This window comes from Pseudomonas sp. NY8896 (genome assembly GCF_039634505.1).
Window position 1 is genome coordinate 2,395,387 of record NZ_CP132350.1, and the last position, 16,579, is coordinate 2,411,965.

The window sequence follows — 16,579 nt, forward strand, 5'->3', positions numbered from 1 at the left end:
GCTGATTAAAAATCAATTGTTCATGACGTTCTGCGCTTTGTTCGCTTTATGACTGCCTCCAGTTGTATCAGTTATTGTCTTCGGGCCTGTAATCGAACAATGCGTCCTGTTGCCGGTTGGCAGGTAATGTGATCTTTATCAACGGTAAGCGTATGCTGGTTTTTGCTTGGAAACTGTCACGATCTTTCTTGGCATCGATCAGCCCAGTCGCGTCTACGTAGAAGAACGCTTCGATCGGCAGTTCTAAGGGGATGTTTTGCGGCCAGGTAGCAATGCGAAACTCATTTGGCATCATGAACAAGTGTTCTGGGATTGTGCTACCAAGATTGTGCGTGCGCATTGCCTCGTTGAAAGCCGGACCCGCCTCGGTGTTGCGCTCGTCACTGACGTTAAACCCACATTGGCTTTCACGCTTGAGTTGTGTCTGGGAGTAATGTTGCTGCCACTGCTCCGCGGTCTGGATACTCTGCAGCTCACAGGAACGGCTTACGGTGGGAAAGTTTTTATGCTCTCCACAGCCTGGCTTTTCTCTTTGGTCTGTATCTGCATCAATCGGGAAGTAGCACAGAACCTCCAAGTTTCGTTTGCCGAATGGCCTGTTGAGGACGGGGTGCAATATGTAGCCATTGTGCTGACCCGGCAGCATGGTGTTGAATTTGGCGTCCTTGCGCAGATAGGAGAACGATACGCCACCACTTACGACTGAGGGTGGGCTGGGATTCCACGCGTCATACGCGGGGGAGTAATGGGTAGCCCTGAAAATTACACCGCTGCACAGAAATGCAGGTTTTGAGTCCTCGCCGCAATCAGGTGGTGCATAGTGGTAGCGTTCGCTTAAACGTGCGGCAACCAAGTTACCTTCCTGGTAGGCGCGAGCGGCCAGCGGCGCATTATGGGTTACCACCGGTGGCGTGGTGGCGCAGCCGCTCATTAAAAGAGCCAGTATTAAGGTTGATCGCAGACTCATGTTTACGGTCCAGTAAGTTTGGAGTCGTATTAGACTTGCACAAGCGCACGAAAAGGGCACCTGGCAGAATTGATAGGTATGCTGCGGCGCTAAGGTATTAAACTAATCGGTAGTGCGCGAGTAATGATTGGGTTTGGGCCGAGTCGGAAACAGTCGACTCATTCAGGCCTGGCTCGCGGAGGGCTTGCTTTCGGTTTACTGGTATTGCAAGTGTAATATCCTAAGAGTTCAATGCAGTACAGTTCCGGCTTGATATTTCGATTGACTGTACTGGCCGGTGACTCCGCATAATGCCCCCATGAATTGACTTGGAGGTGGCATGCGCAAGACAGTCCTGGTACTGGTAGAAACCGTCGATGATTACCTACCCATGCTGGAGCAGGCCGGTTACCGCCTGATCCGTGCCCCCTCACCGCAACTGCGGGCCGAGGCCATTGAACGTCACGCCGATGACATCGATGCCGTGCTCACCCGTGGGCCACTGGGGCTGACTGCCGCCGAAATCGACGCATTGCCCAAGTTGCAGATCATCTGCGTGATCGGTGCCGGCTACGAGCAGGTCGACCTGGCTGCCGCCGCAGCCCGCGGCATCACCGTTACCAACGGTGCCGGGGCCAATGCCGCTGCCGTCGCCGACCACACCCTGGCTTTGCTGCTGGCGCTGCTGCGCAACATTCCCTGTGGCGATGCCAGTACCCGGCGCGGGGAATGGAACCGAGTGATCAGCCCCTCGGTGAGTGGCAAACGCCTGGGCATTCTGGGCCTTGGCGCAGTGGGGCTGGCAATCGCCAAGCGTGCTCACCTGGGCTTCGACATGCCCATCAGCTACCACAGCCGCACGCCACGCCAGGATGTGCCTTACACCTGGTACGACAGCCCGCGACACCTGGCCGAGGCCGTCGACATTCTGGTCGTTGCCACCCCGGGTGGTGCCAACACTCGGCATCTGGTCCATGCGCAGGTGCTGGAGGCTTTGGGGGCTGAGGGCTATCTGGTGAACATCGCCCGTGCCAGCGTGGTCGACACGCAGGCCCTGATTACCGCATTGCAGCATGGCCAGCTGGCTGGCGCCGCGCTGGACGTATTCGACGACGAACCGGCAGTGCCCGATGCCCTCAAGGCCTTGGCCAACACCGTGCTCACACCCCATGTGGCCGGCCAGTCGCCGGAAGCCGCACGCGACACGGTGGCACTGGTGCTGCGCAACCTGCAGGCGTTCTTTGCCGGTGAGCCGGTATTGACCCCGGTACGCTCGTAACCTTTTCCAGTTAACTGCCTGGCAGCGCCCAGGCAACCAGGAGTGTGTGCATGCAACTCGAAATCTTCCAGGTCGATGCCTTTTCCGCTGAACCGTTCGGTGGCAACCCGGCCGCAGTGATCCCGCTGCAAGGCTGGCTGCCGGACGATGTACTGCAGCGCATTGCCGAAGAAAACAACCTGTCGGAAACCGCCTACTTCGTGCGCAATGGCGAAACGTTCGACCTGCGCTGGTTTACCCCGACCGTGGAAGTCGACCTGTGCGGCCATGCCACCCTGGCCTCGGCCTATGTGCTGTTCGAGCAACTGGGTGAGCAGACGCAGGTGCTGCGCTTCAATACCCGCAGTGGCGAACTGCGCGTCAGCCGTGGCGCTAACGGGCTGCTGGCCATGGACTTCCCGGCTAAGCAACCGGAAGCCGTGGACATCCCGGCGGGCCTGTTGCAGGCATTGGGCCTGAACGCGGCACAGGCGCTGTATCGCAGCGACGATTATGTGGTGGTGATCGATGACGCTTTGCTGCTCGATACACTGAAACCAGACTTCGTTGCGTTGTCGGCATTCGACGTGCGCGGTATTGCCGTGACTGCGCCAGGGCGTGGCTTTGATTTCGTCACCCGCTGGTTTGGCCCACGGGTTGGCGTGAATGAAGACCCGGTAACCGGGTCTGCGCACACCTCGCTGGCGCCGGTTTGGGCCGAAAGATTGGGCAAGAGCGTGCTGGGCTGCGAGCAAGGCGGGGCACGCAAAGGGCAGCTGCAGTGCGAAGTGTCGGGCAATGGTCGAGTGATCATCAGTGGGCGGGCGGCGTTGTACCTGCGTGGTACTGTCTATATTTAACACGCTGTCACCGTCCCTTGTAGGCGCGGCACAAGGCCGCGCCTACAAGGCCCATCTTCCGCTCAAGGAACTACCCATGGCCAAGGAAAAACAAGGCACCTGCCTGTGCGGCGCTACCCGGCTCACGGTCACCGTCGACAACACCCATATCAGCGCCTGCCATTGCAGCATGTGCCGTAAGTGGACCGGGGGGCCATTGCTGGTGGTGCACTGCAGCCAACCTCCGCTGATCGAAGGGCGTGCGCCCAGCGTCTACGATTCGTCCGATTGGGCCCAGCGTGGTTTCTGTGGCCGGTGCGGCACGCACCTTTACTACCGGCTCAAGGCCAACGACTTCCACGCCGTGCCGGTCGGCCTGCTCGATGGCGACCAAGAGTGGGATTTCGACCTGCAGATCTTCGTCGAGGAAAAACCGTCCTGGTATTGCTTCGCCAACCAGACCAAGGAACTCACCGGCCAGGAGGTACTTGAGCAGTACAGCTGATTCAGGCCTGTGCCAGCAGCCACTCGGCAAACACCTGTGCGGCGGGTGAGGGCAGAGCCTGGCGGTCGTGCACCAGGTAGTCGGCCTGACCGGTGCGTACTTCAAAATCGCACACCTGGCGGATCAGGCCGCTGTTGATGCGTTCACGGGCCATGGACTCCCAACCCAGGCCCACGCCCATTCCTTGCATGACCGCGTCGAACACCAAGTTCACCTGGTTGAAGGTGAGCGCATCGGCGGGTGCCTGATAGCGCTGGCCAAAATGGGCGAACCAGTCGTGCCAGTCCAGGCAGTTCCAGGCCGAGGCATCGAGCTGGATCAGTGGCATGGCCTGCAGCGCCGCCAGGCTGTCGACCTGGCTGATGTCCCAGCGGCTGCTGGCAATCGGGTAGATCACTTCATCGAACAGCTTGCTGGCTTGCAGCGAACGCCAGCGGCCATGCCCGTAGAGAATACCGAAGTCGTATTCGGCAACCAGGCTCTCGTTGATGTCGTTGCTGGCATGGATGTTCACCGTAAGCCCAGGGTGCTGTTCGTTGAAGCGCAGCAGGCGCGGGAACAACCAGTATTGCGCCACGGCATGGGTGCAGATGACGCTGACATGGCGGTTGCCATGGCCGCTTTTCAGGCGCTGGACGTTGGCCAGCAGCTTGTCCAGCATCGGCTCGACCACATCATGGAAGTGCTCGCCAGCGGTGGTCAGCGTAATGCCGCGGGCGCGGCGTTCGAACAGCTGGGTGCCGAGCTGGTCTTCGAGCAAGCGAATCTGCTTGGATACCGCGCTCTGAGTCAGGTAAAGCTCGCCGGCGGCACGGGTGAAACTGCCAGTACGGGCCACAGCCTCGAAGGCGATCAGGGTATCGAGCGGGGGTAGGTGGCGGCTGTAGCGGCTCATGGTTGGCTCCGTGCAAGGTCGTGGCGGCGCCACCTGGCAACATCTTAATGAGCACGCTGGCATTCCTCCAGGGAATGCAGCGATGCGAATTCATCTTTTGCCCGATACCCTGCGCACAGGTAGCCTGCGTTCATCTTCAAACCAGGAGCTGACACGTGAAACGCGGGGTGATGTACGCCGGCATGGCCGGTGCGTTATGGGGCATGGTGCTGATGGTTCCCGAGCTGCTGCCCGAGTTCAATCCGATGTTGCTGAGCAGCGTGCGCTACCTGATGGTGGGCGTGATCTCGCTGCTGCTGGCCCTGCCCATGGCGCGCCAGTTGCGCCAACTGACCGCAGGTGATGCGTGGATGCTGTTGCGCCTGGCGGTGATCGGCAACCTGGTGTACTTCGTGTGCCTGGTGGCGGCGATCCAGCGCCTGGGTGTAGCCCCGGCCTCGTTGATCGTCGGCGTGTTGCCGCTGACCATCACCCTGTACGGCCGCAATGACAGCGGCGCGGTGCCCCTGGCGCGGCTGGTCGGCCCGCTGGCGCTGATCCTTGCCGGTATGCTGTGCATCAATCTGCAAACCTTCGCCTTCGCCCCCGGCGATATCGGCGACAAGCTGATGGGCCTGTTCTACGCGCTGGCCGCCCTGGCGTGCTGGACCTGGTACGCCGTGCAGAACAGCCGTTACCTGAAGCAGTGCGGCCACTTCGACAGCCACCAATGGTCGGTGTTGTGCGGGGTAATGACTGGCCTTGCCAGCCTGTTGATGGTCGCTGGCCTGGCACTGTGGCAGCCGCAACAGCTGCAGGCCGAAACGCCGATGTCACGCTGGTGGTTGTTCTGGGCGGCCAGCCTGGCCTGCGCAGTGCTCGGTTCGTGGCTTGCCATGGCGTTGTGGAACGCCGCCTCCAAGCGCCTGCCGCTGACCTTGAGTGGGCAACTGATCGTGTTTGAAACCCTGTTTGCGCTGCTGTATGCCTTTTTCTGGCGGCAGGCCGGCCCAAGCTTGCTGGAAGCGGCAGCGATCGTGCTGGTGATTGGCGGCGTGCTGTGGTCGATGCGCCAGCATGAAACCCCGCGCGAACTTGCCAAACCGCTGCATTCCTGAGAAAAGGGCGGCTTTGTTTTCAGCGTTGGAGTGTGCCCGTGAGCCAAGAACTGCAGATCATCGACCTGGTCGAGGGTGATGGCAAAGCCGCCGTCAAAGGCGCCCTGATCACCACCCAGTACACCGGCTGGCTGGCCGACGGCAGTGAGTTCGATTCGTCCTGGTCGCGCGGCAAGCCGTTCCAGTGCGTGATCGGCACTGGTCGGGTGATCAAGGGCTGGGATCAAGGCTTGATGGGTATGCGGGTTGGCGGCAAGCGCAAACTGCTAGTGCCGGCGCACCTGGGTTATGGCGAGCGCAGCGTGGGCTCGATCCCACCGAATTCGGACCTGACCTTCGAGATCGAGCTGGTGGAAGTGCTGACGCGGGATGATTGAGTGATCGTATTGCAACCCGAGGTTCTTGCACCTTACACAATTGCGCAACACTTTCCCCTAGCCTGGGCCTTGCCTAGGGAACGGCATCCACCTCCAGGGAGGAACCAAACGGGTTCAGGGCACTCTGACCCTCACTCGTTGCCAAGGATGGCATTCACTACAAGGGCGCCCTGCGACTGGCCGGGCGATGTGGCGGGTAACTCCGATTTTTATGCCACACGAGCCTGCCTTGATGAAGTTGCCAACATTCTTCCACCGTCGCCGTCACTTGCTGCTAAGCCTGGTGCTCACAGCCGTCGCTGTACCGTTGGCGCTGGAGGCTGTCGAAAGCCGGGCGCAACCGGTGGATGGCACTCAAACCTTGGTGTTCCTGCGTCATGGCGAGAAGCCAGGTGAAGGGTTGGGCCAATTGAACTGCCAAGGCCTCAACCGTGCGCTGGACCTGGCAACCGTGCTGCCCGAACGCTTCGGCAAGGCTGACTACGTGTTTGCCGCCAACCCCTCACGGCATGTCGAAGAAGGCAGCAGGGACGAAAGCTACAGCTATATCCGCCCGCTGATGACCATCACCCCCAGCGCCATTCGCCTCGGCTTGCCGGTGAACATCGACTACGGCGCCAACGACACCGATGAACTGGCCGAAGAGTTGCTGAGCGAAAAATACCGCAATGCAACCGTCTACACCGCTTGGTCCCACGGCTACCTGCCAGAGCTGATCAACACCGTGGCGGGCAAGGCCCTGGGTGAAGAGCGGGTGATCACCGAGGATTGGAGCGGGGATGACTTCGACACCCTCTATGTACTGACCCTGACCTGGCACGACGGCAAGGCCAGCCTGCTCAGCCGTAACGTGCGCCAGGGCCTGAATGACGGTGCGCATAGCTGCCCGACCTGATCCGCTGGTACTGTTTGGCCAGGAAGCCGGAACAGGGATGAAGGATGAAGCAGCGGGTAACGGTAATCGGTGGCGGGGTGGTTGGCCTGGCAACGGCCTACGCTCTTGTTCGTGACGGGTATTCGGTAGCGTTGATCGAGGCGCGCGACAGCCTGGCGTCGGCCACCAGTTTTGCCAATGGCGGGCAATTGTCCTATCGGTATGTGGCGCCACTGGCCGATGCCGGGGTGCCCTGGCAGGCACTGGGCTGGCTGCTGCAGGGCGAGTCGCCGCTGCGCCTGCGCTTGCGCCTTGACCCGGCGCAGTGGCGCTGGCTGCTGGCCTTTACCCTGGCTTGCCGGCGCAGCGTCAATCGCCGTAATGCCGGGCAATTGCTGGAGCTGGCGTTGCACAGCCAGGCCGTTCTGGGGCAATGGCGCGAGGCGCAGAACCTGGGCGACTTTGCCTGGCGGCGCAACGGCAAGCTGGTGGCTTTTCGCAGCGAGCGGGCCTTTGCCCATGGCCGAGCGCAGTTGACGGACCCTGCCAGCCAGCGGGTTTTGGCGGCAGTCGAGCTGCGCGCGCTGGAGCCTGCATTGGCGGGGGCACCGTTTGTCGGTGGCGTGTTCACAGCGGATGAAGAGGTGGGTGATTGCCACTTGTTCTGCCAGCGCCTGGAGGCCCTGTTACGCGCTTCGGGGCAATGCCGTGTTCTGCTTGGTCGGCCAGTGACGCAACTGGTGCGGTGCCAGGACCAGGTTGTAGCGCTACAACTGGGCGACGAGCAGATGGAGGTGGAGCAGTTGGTGCTATGCGCCGGGCATCGCGGCCCAGGCTTGGCACTACCGGGGGTGCATATACCGGTCTACCCGCTGAAGGGCTACAGCCTGACGGCACCGATCGGTGCCGGGCACCAAGCCCCGGAAGTGAGCCTTACCGATTATGAGCGCAAGATCGTCTACGCCCGCCTGGGGCAGCAGCTACGGGTAGCGGCGATGGTGGACATTGTCGGTTTTGACGAGTCGGTGGAAAAGCGCAGGTTGCAGAGCATGCGGCGGCTGGCACTTGAGACGTTACCCAAGGCTGCGGATTATAACCAGGCGGTGGAGTGGGCCGGGATGCGGCCGGCGACACCGACCGGGGTGCCGATCATTGGCGGGACGGTGTATCGCAACTTGTGGCTGAACCTGGGGCATGGTGCGTTGGGGTTTACCTTGGCCTGTGGCAGTGCGCAGCGCCTGGTCGAAATGATGGGGCGATAGTACCGGCCCCCTCGCGGGCTTGCCCGCGAAGCGGCCGGCACAGGGAAATACTGGATCAGCGGCCGAAGCGCATCGGCCAACCCAGCACCTTTTTCGCGCGCGGCGTGGCATAGGTGCGTACCTTGGAAGTACTCAACCCCATGCGCACCAGCGATTCGGCAATGGTTACCGCTGCGCTCACACCATCCACCACGGGCACACCGGTGCGCTGGCGAATCTGCTCGTCCAGCCCGGCCATGCCGCCGCAACCCAGGCAGATCACTTCGGCCTTGTCGTCACGCACGGCCCGTTCGGCCTGCTCGACAATCGCCTCCACGGCCCGCTGTGGGTCGGCCTCCAGTTCCAGTACCGCCAGCCCGCTGGCACGCACCGAGGCGCAGCGCTCGTAAAGGCCGGACAGCTTCAGGCGGTCCTCGATCAGCGGTACGGTGCGGTCCAGCGTGGTTACAACCGAATAAGCATGGCCCAGGTACATTGCTGTGCTGGCGGCAGCATCGGTAATGTCCACCACCGGCACGTTGAGCAGCTCCTGCAGACCTTCGCGGCCGTGTTCGCCATAACCCGCCTGGATCACGGCGTCATAGGGGCCTTCGAAGGCCAGTACTCGGTCCATCACCGCGATTGCAGCCAGGTAGCTTTCGAAATTGCCCTCCACCGACTCGGCACCAAACCAAGGTGTGAGGCCGATTATTTCCGTGCCGGGCGCAGCCACCGCACGGGCCTGCTCGGCAATGGCGTCGGTGATGGCTTCGGTGGTGTTGACGTTGGCGATCAGAATACGCATGGGCTGTCTTCCTTGATTAATGGCTGCTGTGGTCGACGGCGATGCACTCGCCGCTGACGTCGTGGTATTGGCGGTTGCGGGGTGCGATCAGCAGGTACAGGGCAGCGGCGATACCGGCGCCGATCAACCAGGAGAACGGCGCCACGCTCTGGAAGTTGGGGACCAGGGCCAGGACGATGGCCAGCAGCGCAGCCGGCACGAAGGCGGCCACGGCGCGCAGGTTGATGCCTTTGCTGTAGTGATAGGCGCCGGCCGGGTCTTCGCTGTACAGCTGTGGCACGTTGATGCAGCCTTTGCGCAGCAACCAGTAGTCGGACATGATCACCCCGTACAGCGGGCCGAGCAGGGCGCCCAGGCCCGACAGGAAGTACACGATCACCAGCGGGCTGTTGTACAGGTTCCACGGCAGGATCAGCACCGCCAACGTGGCGCTGATCAGCCCGGCACGGCGGAAGTTCAGGTGGCGCGGCGCCAGGTTGCTGAGCACGAAGGCTGGTGCGACAAAGTTGGCCATGATGTTCACCGCCACGGTGACGATCAGGAAGGCCAGGCAGCCGAGCACCAAAAATGGCGTGCTGGGGATGGCGGCGACGATCTGCGTCGGGCTGTCGATGATTTGGCCGTTGATCTGGAACTGCGCACCGCATAGCACCACGGTGATCACGGCGAACACCAGGATGTTCACCGGCAGGCCCCAGAAGTTGCCGACGCGGATGGTCTTGCGGCACGGCGAGGAGCGGGCGAAGTCACAGAAGTTCAGCACCAAAGTGCCGTAGATCGCCAGCCACAGCGCGCCGCCGGCAAAAATGTTGCGCCACATCTCGTAGCCAGTCAGCGGCGCAGCCACCGACCAGGCAATGCGGGCATCGGCCTTGAAGTACATGAACACCGCCAGGGCGGCGACGGTCAGCAGGATCACCGGGCCGGCAAAGGCCTCGTAGCGGCGCACCATCTCCATGCCGTAGGCCAGGATGACCAGTTGCACCAGCCAGATCGATACGAAGCACACCCAGCCCAGGCTCGACAGGCCGAGGATGCTGTCGTGGTCGTATGCCGCCATTTGTGGCCACACGGCGGTAAGCAGTACCCGCAGCACCACCGAGGCCAGGTAGGTCTGGATGCCGAACCAGGCAATGGCGATGACGGCGCGGATCAGCGCCGGGATCTGCGCGCCGTGGATACCGAAGGCAATGCGGCTGATGACCGGGAACGGCACCCCGGTTTTCTGCCCCATGTAGCCGGACAGGTTCATGAAGAAATACACCAGGGCCGCACCGATGGCCAACGACAAGAGAATTTGCCAGCCACCCAGGCCGAGGGCGAACAAGCCCATGGCGAACGAGTAGTTGGCGATATTGTGCACATCGTTTGTCCACAGCGCGAAGATGCTGTAGCCGCCCCAGCGACGGCCTTCGATACGTGTTGGCGCGAGGTCGCGGTTATGCAGGCGCGGGCTCAGGGCAAGTTCCGGCGCGTTGCCGGTGAGGGTGGTGTTGGGGTGGGTGCTGGCGACGGATAGTTCAGGGGCAAGGTCGAGGCTGCTACTCATTCCGGCGGGCTCCTGATGCACTTGGACTGCGATGAGCGGGCATGCGCACGGGCTCGCCATCTCGTCAGTGCAGTGTTGGCATCACAGGGTTCTGGGCGCGGCGGCCGACATTGGGTCGGCGTCGCGGGTTCTTGTGTATTTATGTTTTGTTTAGGTTGTATACAAAACACGAAGACACAAAAGCCATTTCTATGCCAAGGAGTATTCAACTTTCTTCTGCCCAGCATTCTGAAACTATCTTGTTGAAAGATAAGTTAATGAAATGCTGACGTTATAAGTTGACCAAATGAACAGGTTTAATTTTTTAGTGCGAAAGTTAGTTGATCATTTGGTCAAAATTTTTGGCGGGAAGTGTGTAACGTATTGGGGCGTTACCGAGGGTAAGTGCACACAAAAATGGCACTTATGGTGACGTTTTTGTGTACAAAAAATAGTCAGCTTTTCCTGCGCGGGCCTATTCACGGGGACGCTTGCGAAGAGGCCCGTGCAAGAGAAAATCAATCCATCGGCGGCAACCGCCGCTTCACCGGGCTTTTCTTGATGATGGCGGTATTGGTTTCGGCCAGCACATTGATACGGTCGAGCAGGGTGTCCAGTTGTTCCATCGAGCGCACATGCAGCCGGGCAATGAAACAGTCCTCACCCGTGACTTTGTCGCACTCGGTGAACTCAGGGATGGCAATGATCTGCCGCTCCACTTCGTGCAACTGCCCCGGCAGCGGGCGGATGCGCACGATGGCCTGCAACTGGTAACCAAAGGCGCGTGGGTCGACCTCCACGGTGTAGCCGCGCAGCACACCACGCTCCTCCAGGCGGCGCAGGCGTTCGCTGACGCTGGGCGCGGACAGCCCGCTGACCTGCGCCAGCGCTTTGAGCGAGCGGCGTGAGTCCTCCATCAGTGCATTGATCAGTAGTTGGTCGATGGCATCGGTCATGCTCGCCTCATCAGGTAATTCACGATATTTGCCTTGATAGTAAAGGCATGACTGCAGACCTGCCTTGATTAACCGCTGGAAGGTCAGGCTGCAACCTTTGCATACTGTTGCCATCGTCAACAGGAGGTGTGAGATGGACAGTTCATTGCGCCGTGGCTCGCTGGAAATGGTCGCTGCCATGCTGATTTCCGGGACCATCGGCTGGTTCGTGCTGGTGTCTGGCCTACCGGTGCTGGATGTGGTGTTCTGGCGCTGCGTGTTCGGTGCCGTGACCTTGCTGGCGATTTGCGCCGCATTTGGGCTTCTACGGCCGGGAGTGATCAGCCGCACGGCATTCTTGCTGGCGATTGCCAGTGGGGTGGCCATTGTCGGCAACTGGCTGTTGTTGTTCGCCTCGTACTCGCGGGCATCGATTGCCATTGGTACGGCGGTGTACAACGTGCAGCCGTTCATGCTGGTGGGCCTGGCGGCACTGTTTTTGGGCGAGAAAATCACCTTGGCCAAGGTGACCTGGCTGAGCGTGGCGTTCCTCGGCATGCTGGCCATCGTCAGTGCACATGGGGCGGGGCAGGGCAGTGGCGAGGATTATTTGCTCGGGATTGCCCTGGCGCTGGGGGCAGCGTTGTTGTATGCAATCGCTGCGTTGATCATCAAGCGCCTGAGTGGCACGCCCCCGCACCTGATCGCGTTGATTCAGGTAGCCACGGGTGCGCTGCTGCTGGCGCCGTGGGTCAAGCTTGGCGGCTTGCCGAGTGAAGTGCCGGCGCTGGCCAGCCTGCTGACGCTGGGCATGGTGCATACCGGCCTGATGTATGTGCTGCTGTACAGTGCCATACAGCGTTTGCCCACGGCGTTGACCGGTGCGCTGTCGTTCATTTACCCGATTGCGGCGATCCTGGTGGACTGGGTGGCGTTCGGGCACCGACTGGCGCCGCTGCAGTGGCTGGGGGTGGGGTTGATCTTGCTGGCGGCGGCGGGAATGCAGCAGGGATGGTGGTTCCGACCGGCGCGGGTTGCCGTCAAAAGTTGAGGTAGAATGCCGCTTTTGTCAGCCTGCGACCCACCATGACTTCGCCGATCCACATCCTTGAAAAGCACCTGCTCGCCGCCCTCGACCCTGCCCCGCAGGAAACCCGCCGCCTGTTCCACGGCCGTGGGCGCTGCTGGGCGGGCCTGGAGCAGGTCACCGTCGACTGGCTGCAAGGCGTGCTGTCGGTTGCCCTGTTCCGCGAGCCGTCCGAGGGCCAGCTGGCCGAGCTGGAGGCCATGTTGCGCACGTTGGCTGAGCGCCCGCAATGGACCGGCCAGGCGATCATCATCCAGCACCGCTACCTGCCCGACAGCCCGGGCCAGTGGCTGGTGGGCGAGCCGTGCCAGCAGCGTGAGGTGGTCGAGGACGGCCTGAGCTACCTGCTGGACCTGGGCGTGCGGCAGAACAACGGCCTGTTCCTCGACATGCGCTACGGCAGGCGCTGGGTGCGTGAGCAGGCGGCGGGCAAGCGCGTGCTGAACTTGTTCGCCTATACCTGCGGTTTCTCGGTGGCAGCGATTGCCGGTGGCGCCGAGCAGGTGGTGAACCTGGACATGGCCAAATCGGCCCTGTCACGTGGCCGGGACAACCACCGCCTCAATAGCCACGAGGCATCGCGGGTGGCGTACCTGGGCCATGAGCTGTTCAAGTCGTGGGGCAAGGTGCGCAAGTACGGGCCGTATGACCTGATCATCATCGACCCGCCAACCTTTCAGCGTGGCAGCTTCGTGTTGACCCAGGACTACGCGAAGATCCTGCGGCGTTTGCCGGAGTTGCTGACTGAGGGCGGCACGGTGCTGGCGTGTGTGAATGATCCGGGCATCGGGCCGGAGTTTCTCATTGAAGGGATGGCGGAGCAGGCGCCGACGCTTGCGTTTGTCGAGCGGCTGGAGAACCCGCCGGAGTTCCCGGATGTGGACCCGGCCGGGGGGCTCAAGGCCTTGGTGTTCCGTAAAGTTTGATGTTGCCCTTGCTGGGCTCTTCGCGGTTTTACCCGCGAAGAGCCCAGTACAGGCGGCATCAAGCGCCAAGAGCCTGCATCGGCAGCGGGTATACCTGGGCAAAACTCACGTTGTCGGTTTGGTCCACGCGTTTCTTCAACCGCTCGTTGAACGCCCGGCTTACCGCATACTGCCCGCCGGAAATGGTGCGGAACTGCGCCGTCAGCACAAAGCCGTTCAAGTCCATGCGGTCCACGCCGAACACTTGCAATGGCCCCTGCAGGTTGATGCGCAGCAGCGGATCTTCGCTGATCGACTTGCCCACTTCATGGATCAGTGCCAGCGACGCATCCACATCACTGTCGTAAGTGAACTGCACCGAAAAAAACGCATAAGCGAACTGCCGCGACTGGTTGGTAACCGCCTTGATCTGGCCGAACGGCACCGAGTGCACGAAGCCTTTGCCATCGCGCAGGCGCAGGGTGCGGATGGTCAGGCTTTCGACGGTACCGGCATGGCCGGAATCGAGCACCACCCAATCGCCGATGGAAATGGTGTCCTCGATCAGGATGAACAATCCGGTGATCACATCCTGCACCAACTGCTGCGAACCGAAGCCGATGGCCAGGCCGATCACCCCGGCACCGGCCAGCAAGGGCGCAACGTTGATGCCCAGGTTGGCCATGGTGGTGATGGTGCAGATAACGATCAGGACCACTTTGATCGCGTTACGCAGCATCGGCAGGATGGTGCGCACCCGGGTACTTGGCTGGCGTGCGGCGCGGCGGCCGACGGCAGGCTTGAGTGCTTCCTGAATAGCGGTATCAAGCACCACCCACAGCAGCCAGGTAACCAGCAGGATCAGGCCGATGCTCGACAGCGAGTTGCTGATCGCCTGGCCCAGGCTGTTGCTCAGGGCGAAATCGATCACCGAGAAACCCCAGATGCGCCCCAGCAATTCGATGAAGGCCACTGCCATGGCGATGCGCAATAGCGCATGGGCAAGGCTGCGCAGCAGTTCTTTGTAGGGGCGTACCCGTTGCGCCGGGTCGCTTTCCCGGGGGGCCAGCAAGTGTTGCAGCAACGTGCTGAGAAACACTGTCGATACCAGCAGCACAGTGGTCAGCAAAGCCTTCTGCAGGGCCTTCTGGCTTTCTTCACCGGCACCTACCAGGTGAATCGCCGACACCAGAATCATCAACAGGATTGGCAGGTACCACACCGCCGAAAAGATCCGCAGGGTCTCCTGCACGGCCCGGTGCTGCACACGGTCCTTCAAGCTGCGGTTGCGGATCAAGTGCGCCACCGGGCGGCGCAGGCGAATGACCAGGCTGGCGAAGATGAAGGTGGCGGTGAGGCCGGTGAGCACGGCAATGCTGGCGGTGATGTTGCCGCCCAACTGGCGGGCAATCTGCGGGCTGGTAAGGGCGTCGCTCCAGGCCGCGAGGAAGCCGATCAGAAAAAGCAGCCGTGGGGCCAGGCGCTTGATCACTGCTACGGCCGGGCGCTTGTGGCCGGCATCGAACAGGGTGATCAGGCACAGAATGATCGAGGTCGAGAACAAGCCACTGCTGGTGGCGTATGCCAGGCTCAGGCCCAGCGCGCGGGCTACCGAGGGGTCGAGGAAGCGGCTGGCGTACAGCGTCAGCGGCAGGCTGGCCAGCGCTGGCAGGGTGTAGGGCAGCAGGTAGCCCAGCAGGCTGCTGGCACGTTTGCGCTCGCGCAGCCACGGGGTACCAGAAGTGCGTCTTGCGACCCAGCGCCCGAGGCTGGTGAGCGCGGCGAAACTGGCGGCCCAGGTGAATGTAAGCAACAAGAAGTTGCCGGCCAGTTGCAGCGAGTCGCTGGCCGAGTGGCGGTCGACCAGGCGTTCGACCTCTTTGGCGGCGCGATCGGTGCGCAAGCGCCAGGCATCCACCAGGTGGGCGTCGAGGTCCAGCTCCTGGGCGGCACTGTCCAGGCCGTCGGCCAAAGCGCCAAGCAGCCCGCCTTGCAGTACTGGTTCGGGTTCGGCGGCTTGTTCTTCGGTGGGGGTGGGGTCGGCGGCAAGCAGGTGGGTGCTCAGCAGGCAGCCGAGCAACAGGGTAGAGAGAAAGCGCAGCACTGGAGTACTCCTTGGGCCGGGGTGAGCGGGGCAGGGTTACTCAAGGAACTGATGGGTAAAGGGTATGGAAAGTTCGATTGTTGTATGGCCTGTGCCGGTCCCTTCGTGAGCTTGCCCGCGAAGAGGCCGGCACTGCCTGTATCAGTTACTGACCGCTATAGATCTGGTCAAACACCCCGCCATCATTGAAGTGGGTTTTCTGCACGGTGCGCCAGTCACCAAAGGTTTTTTCCACCGACAGGAAGTCCACTTTCGGGAAGCGGTCGGTGTACTTGGCCAGTACCGTCGCATCGCGCGGGCGCAGGTAGTTGTTGGCGGCGATCTCCTGGGCTTCTGGCGACCACAGGTACTTCAGGTATTCCTCGGCCACGGCCTGGGTACCTTTCTTGGCCACCACCTTGTCGACCACGCTCACCGGCGGCTCGGCTTCTGCCGACACGCTTGGGTAGACCACTTCGAACTGGTCGCGGCCGAACTCGCGAGCGATCATTTCGGCTTCGTTCTCGAAGGTGACCAGCACGTCGCCGATCTGGTTGGTCATGAAGGTGGTGGTGGCGGCGCGGCCGCCGGTGTCCAGGACGGGGGCCTGCTTGAACAGTTTGCCGACGAAATCGCGGGCTTTGCTTTCATCACCGCCTTGCTTGAGCACGTAGCCCCAGGCCGACAGGTAGGTGTAGCGGCCATTACCCGAGGTTTTCGGGTTGGGCACGATCACCTGCACGCCGTCCTTAAGCAGGTCGGGCCAGTCTTTCAGGGCTTTTGGGTTGCCCTTGCGCACGATGAACACTGTGGCCGAGGTGAACGGTGCGCTGTTGTTCGGCAGGCGGGTTACCCAGTTGTCCGGCACCAGCTTGCCGTTGTCGACCAGGGCGTTGATGTCGGTGGCCATGTTCATGGTGATGACATCGGCCGGCAGGCCATCGATCACCGCACGCGCCTGCTTGCTGGAGCCGCCGAAGGACATCTGCACGTTGACCTTCTCTTTGTGCTCGGCTTCCCAGTGTTTCTGGAAGGCTGGGTTGTAGTCCTTGTAGAAGTCGCGCATCACGTCGTAGGAAACGTTGAGCAGGGTAGGGGCGGCCTGGGCGAGGTTACCCAGGGCCAGGCCTGCGGCGAGCAGTGAGGCGGTGAAGAGTTTTTTCACGTTGCTTCCTTGTTCTTGAAGAGTATTGGGGCAGATTGC

General features: G+C 61.6%; 16 protein-coding genes. 9 read left to right on the forward strand and 7 right to left on the reverse strand.

Annotated elements, in window-relative coordinates:
• Positions 1 to 67: 67 nt before the first annotated feature.
• Positions 68 to 967, reverse strand: coding sequence for a hypothetical protein (locus Q9451_RS10785; RefSeq protein ID WP_012273467.1), 900 nt, complete (start codon positions 965 to 967; stop codon positions 68 to 70).
• Positions 968 to 1,286: 319 nt separating this feature from the next.
• Between Q9451_RS10785 and Q9451_RS10790 the strand changes: the two genes are divergently transcribed.
• The 3 genes from Q9451_RS10790 to Q9451_RS10800 all read left to right on the forward strand — a co-directional run bounded on the left by Q9451_RS10790 (position 1,287) and on the right by Q9451_RS10800 (position 3,548).
• On the forward strand, positions 1,287 to 2,225 hold the full coding sequence (locus Q9451_RS10790; protein WP_012273466.1) for a 2-hydroxyacid dehydrogenase: 939 nt from the start codon (positions 1,287 to 1,289) through the stop codon (positions 2,223 to 2,225).
• 50 nt (positions 2,226 to 2,275) lie between these two features.
• On the forward strand, positions 2,276 to 3,064 hold the full coding sequence (locus tag Q9451_RS10795) for a PhzF family phenazine biosynthesis protein (RefSeq protein ID WP_012273465.1): 789 nt from the start codon (positions 2,276 to 2,278) through the stop codon (positions 3,062 to 3,064).
• Positions 3,065 to 3,140: 76 nt separating this feature from the next.
• Complete coding sequence (locus tag Q9451_RS10800) at positions 3,141 to 3,548, forward strand: GFA family protein (protein WP_012273464.1); 408 nt, start codon at positions 3,141 to 3,143, stop codon at positions 3,546 to 3,548.
• A 1-nt stretch (position 3,549) separates the two neighbouring features.
• On the opposite strand, the gene Q9451_RS10805 is transcribed toward Q9451_RS10800, so the two are convergent.
• Positions 3,550 to 4,443: a LysR substrate-binding domain-containing protein gene (locus Q9451_RS10805; protein WP_012273463.1), complete on the reverse strand. Its 894-nt coding sequence runs from the start codon at positions 4,441 to 4,443 to the stop codon at positions 3,550 to 3,552.
• Positions 4,444 to 4,598: 155 nt separating this feature from the next.
• Between Q9451_RS10805 and Q9451_RS10810 the strand changes: the two genes are divergently transcribed.
• From Q9451_RS10810 to Q9451_RS10825, 4 genes are all read left to right on the forward strand, one after another.
• A complete protein-coding gene (locus Q9451_RS10810; RefSeq protein WP_012273462.1) occupies positions 4,599 to 5,540 on the forward strand; it encodes a DMT family transporter in 942 nt (313 codons plus the stop codon).
• 38 nt (positions 5,541 to 5,578) lie between these two features.
• Positions 5,579 to 5,917: an FKBP-type peptidyl-prolyl cis-trans isomerase gene (locus Q9451_RS10815; RefSeq protein WP_012273461.1), complete on the forward strand. Its 339-nt coding sequence runs from the start codon at positions 5,579 to 5,581 to the stop codon at positions 5,915 to 5,917.
• A gap of 232 nt (positions 5,918 to 6,149) precedes the next feature.
• The gene (locus tag Q9451_RS10820) at positions 6,150 to 6,812 is read left to right on the forward strand and encodes a histidine phosphatase family protein (protein WP_012273460.1); all 663 of its coding nucleotides are present in this window, start codon (positions 6,150 to 6,152) and stop codon (positions 6,810 to 6,812) included.
• A 44-nt stretch (positions 6,813 to 6,856) separates the two neighbouring features.
• Entirely contained in the window at positions 6,857 to 8,053 is a 1,197-nt protein-coding gene (locus tag Q9451_RS10825) for a D-amino acid dehydrogenase (protein ID WP_012273459.1), read from the forward strand.
• A gap of 55 nt (positions 8,054 to 8,108) precedes the next feature.
• Here Q9451_RS10825 and Q9451_RS10830 read toward each other — a convergent pair whose 3' ends face one another.
• The 3 genes from Q9451_RS10830 to Q9451_RS10840 form a co-directional block, all read right to left on the reverse strand.
• A complete protein-coding gene (locus Q9451_RS10830) occupies positions 8,109 to 8,837 on the reverse strand; it encodes an aspartate/glutamate racemase family protein (RefSeq protein WP_012273458.1) in 729 nt (242 codons plus the stop codon).
• Positions 8,838 to 8,853: 16 nt separating this feature from the next.
• Positions 8,854 to 10,386 (reverse strand): NCS1 family nucleobase:cation symporter-1, encoded by a 1,533-nt coding sequence (locus Q9451_RS10835; protein ID WP_012273457.1) that lies wholly within the window; start codon positions 10,384 to 10,386, stop codon positions 8,854 to 8,856.
• A 497-nt stretch (positions 10,387 to 10,883) separates the two neighbouring features.
• Positions 10,884 to 11,321: an Lrp/AsnC family transcriptional regulator gene (locus tag Q9451_RS10840; protein ID WP_012273456.1), complete on the reverse strand. Its 438-nt coding sequence runs from the start codon at positions 11,319 to 11,321 to the stop codon at positions 10,884 to 10,886.
• A gap of 133 nt (positions 11,322 to 11,454) precedes the next feature.
• Between Q9451_RS10840 and Q9451_RS10845 the strand changes: the two genes are divergently transcribed.
• Positions 11,455 to 12,351, forward strand: a complete 897-nt coding sequence (locus Q9451_RS10845) for a DMT family transporter (protein ID WP_012273455.1) — start codon at positions 11,455 to 11,457, stop codon at positions 12,349 to 12,351.
• Between the two features lie 35 nt (positions 12,352 to 12,386).
• Entirely contained in the window at positions 12,387 to 13,313 is a 927-nt protein-coding gene (locus Q9451_RS10850; RefSeq protein WP_012273454.1) for a class I SAM-dependent methyltransferase, read from the forward strand.
• 58 nt (positions 13,314 to 13,371) lie between these two features.
• Here the strand turns inward: Q9451_RS10850 and Q9451_RS10855 are convergent, their stop codons facing one another.
• Positions 13,372 to 15,396, reverse strand: a complete 2,025-nt coding sequence (locus tag Q9451_RS10855; RefSeq protein ID WP_012273453.1) for a mechanosensitive ion channel domain-containing protein — start codon at positions 15,394 to 15,396, stop codon at positions 13,372 to 13,374.
• A gap of 145 nt (positions 15,397 to 15,541) precedes the next feature.
• On the reverse strand, positions 15,542 to 16,540 hold the full coding sequence (locus Q9451_RS10860) for a sulfate ABC transporter substrate-binding protein (RefSeq protein WP_012273452.1): 999 nt from the start codon (positions 16,538 to 16,540) through the stop codon (positions 15,542 to 15,544).
• Positions 16,541 to 16,579 lie beyond the last annotated feature (39 nt).

Excerpts from the sequence above, each read along its gene's own strand:
- Q9451_RS10795 (WP_012273465.1), top strand. The coding sequence starts at position 2,276 with ATGCAACTCGAAATCTTCCAGGTCGATGCCTTTTCCGCTGAACCGTTC.
- Q9451_RS10840 (WP_012273456.1), bottom strand. The coding sequence starts at position 11,321 with ATGACCGATGCCATCGACCAACTACTGATCAATGCACTGATGGAGGAC.
- Q9451_RS10785 (WP_012273467.1), bottom strand. The coding sequence starts at position 967 with ATGAGTCTGCGATCAACCTTAATACTGGCTCTTTTAATGAGCGGCTGC.
- Q9451_RS10805 (WP_012273463.1), bottom strand. The coding sequence starts at position 4,443 with ATGAGCCGCTACAGCCGCCACCTACCCCCGCTCGATACCCTGATCGCC.
- Q9451_RS10850 (WP_012273454.1), top strand. The coding sequence starts at position 12,387 with ATGACTTCGCCGATCCACATCCTTGAAAAGCACCTGCTCGCCGCCCTC.
- Q9451_RS10845 (WP_012273455.1), top strand. The coding sequence starts at position 11,455 with ATGGACAGTTCATTGCGCCGTGGCTCGCTGGAAATGGTCGCTGCCATG.
- Q9451_RS10800 (WP_012273464.1), top strand. The coding sequence starts at position 3,141 with ATGGCCAAGGAAAAACAAGGCACCTGCCTGTGCGGCGCTACCCGGCTC.
- Q9451_RS10825 (WP_012273459.1), top strand. The coding sequence starts at position 6,857 with ATGAAGCAGCGGGTAACGGTAATCGGTGGCGGGGTGGTTGGCCTGGCA.
- Q9451_RS10820 (WP_012273460.1), top strand. The coding sequence starts at position 6,150 with ATGAAGTTGCCAACATTCTTCCACCGTCGCCGTCACTTGCTGCTAAGC.
- Q9451_RS10835 (WP_012273457.1), bottom strand. The coding sequence starts at position 10,386 with ATGAGTAGCAGCCTCGACCTTGCCCCTGAACTATCCGTCGCCAGCACC.
- Q9451_RS10790 (WP_012273466.1), top strand. The coding sequence starts at position 1,287 with ATGCGCAAGACAGTCCTGGTACTGGTAGAAACCGTCGATGATTACCTA.
- Q9451_RS10830 (WP_012273458.1), bottom strand. The coding sequence starts at position 8,837 with ATGCGTATTCTGATCGCCAACGTCAACACCACCGAAGCCATCACCGAC.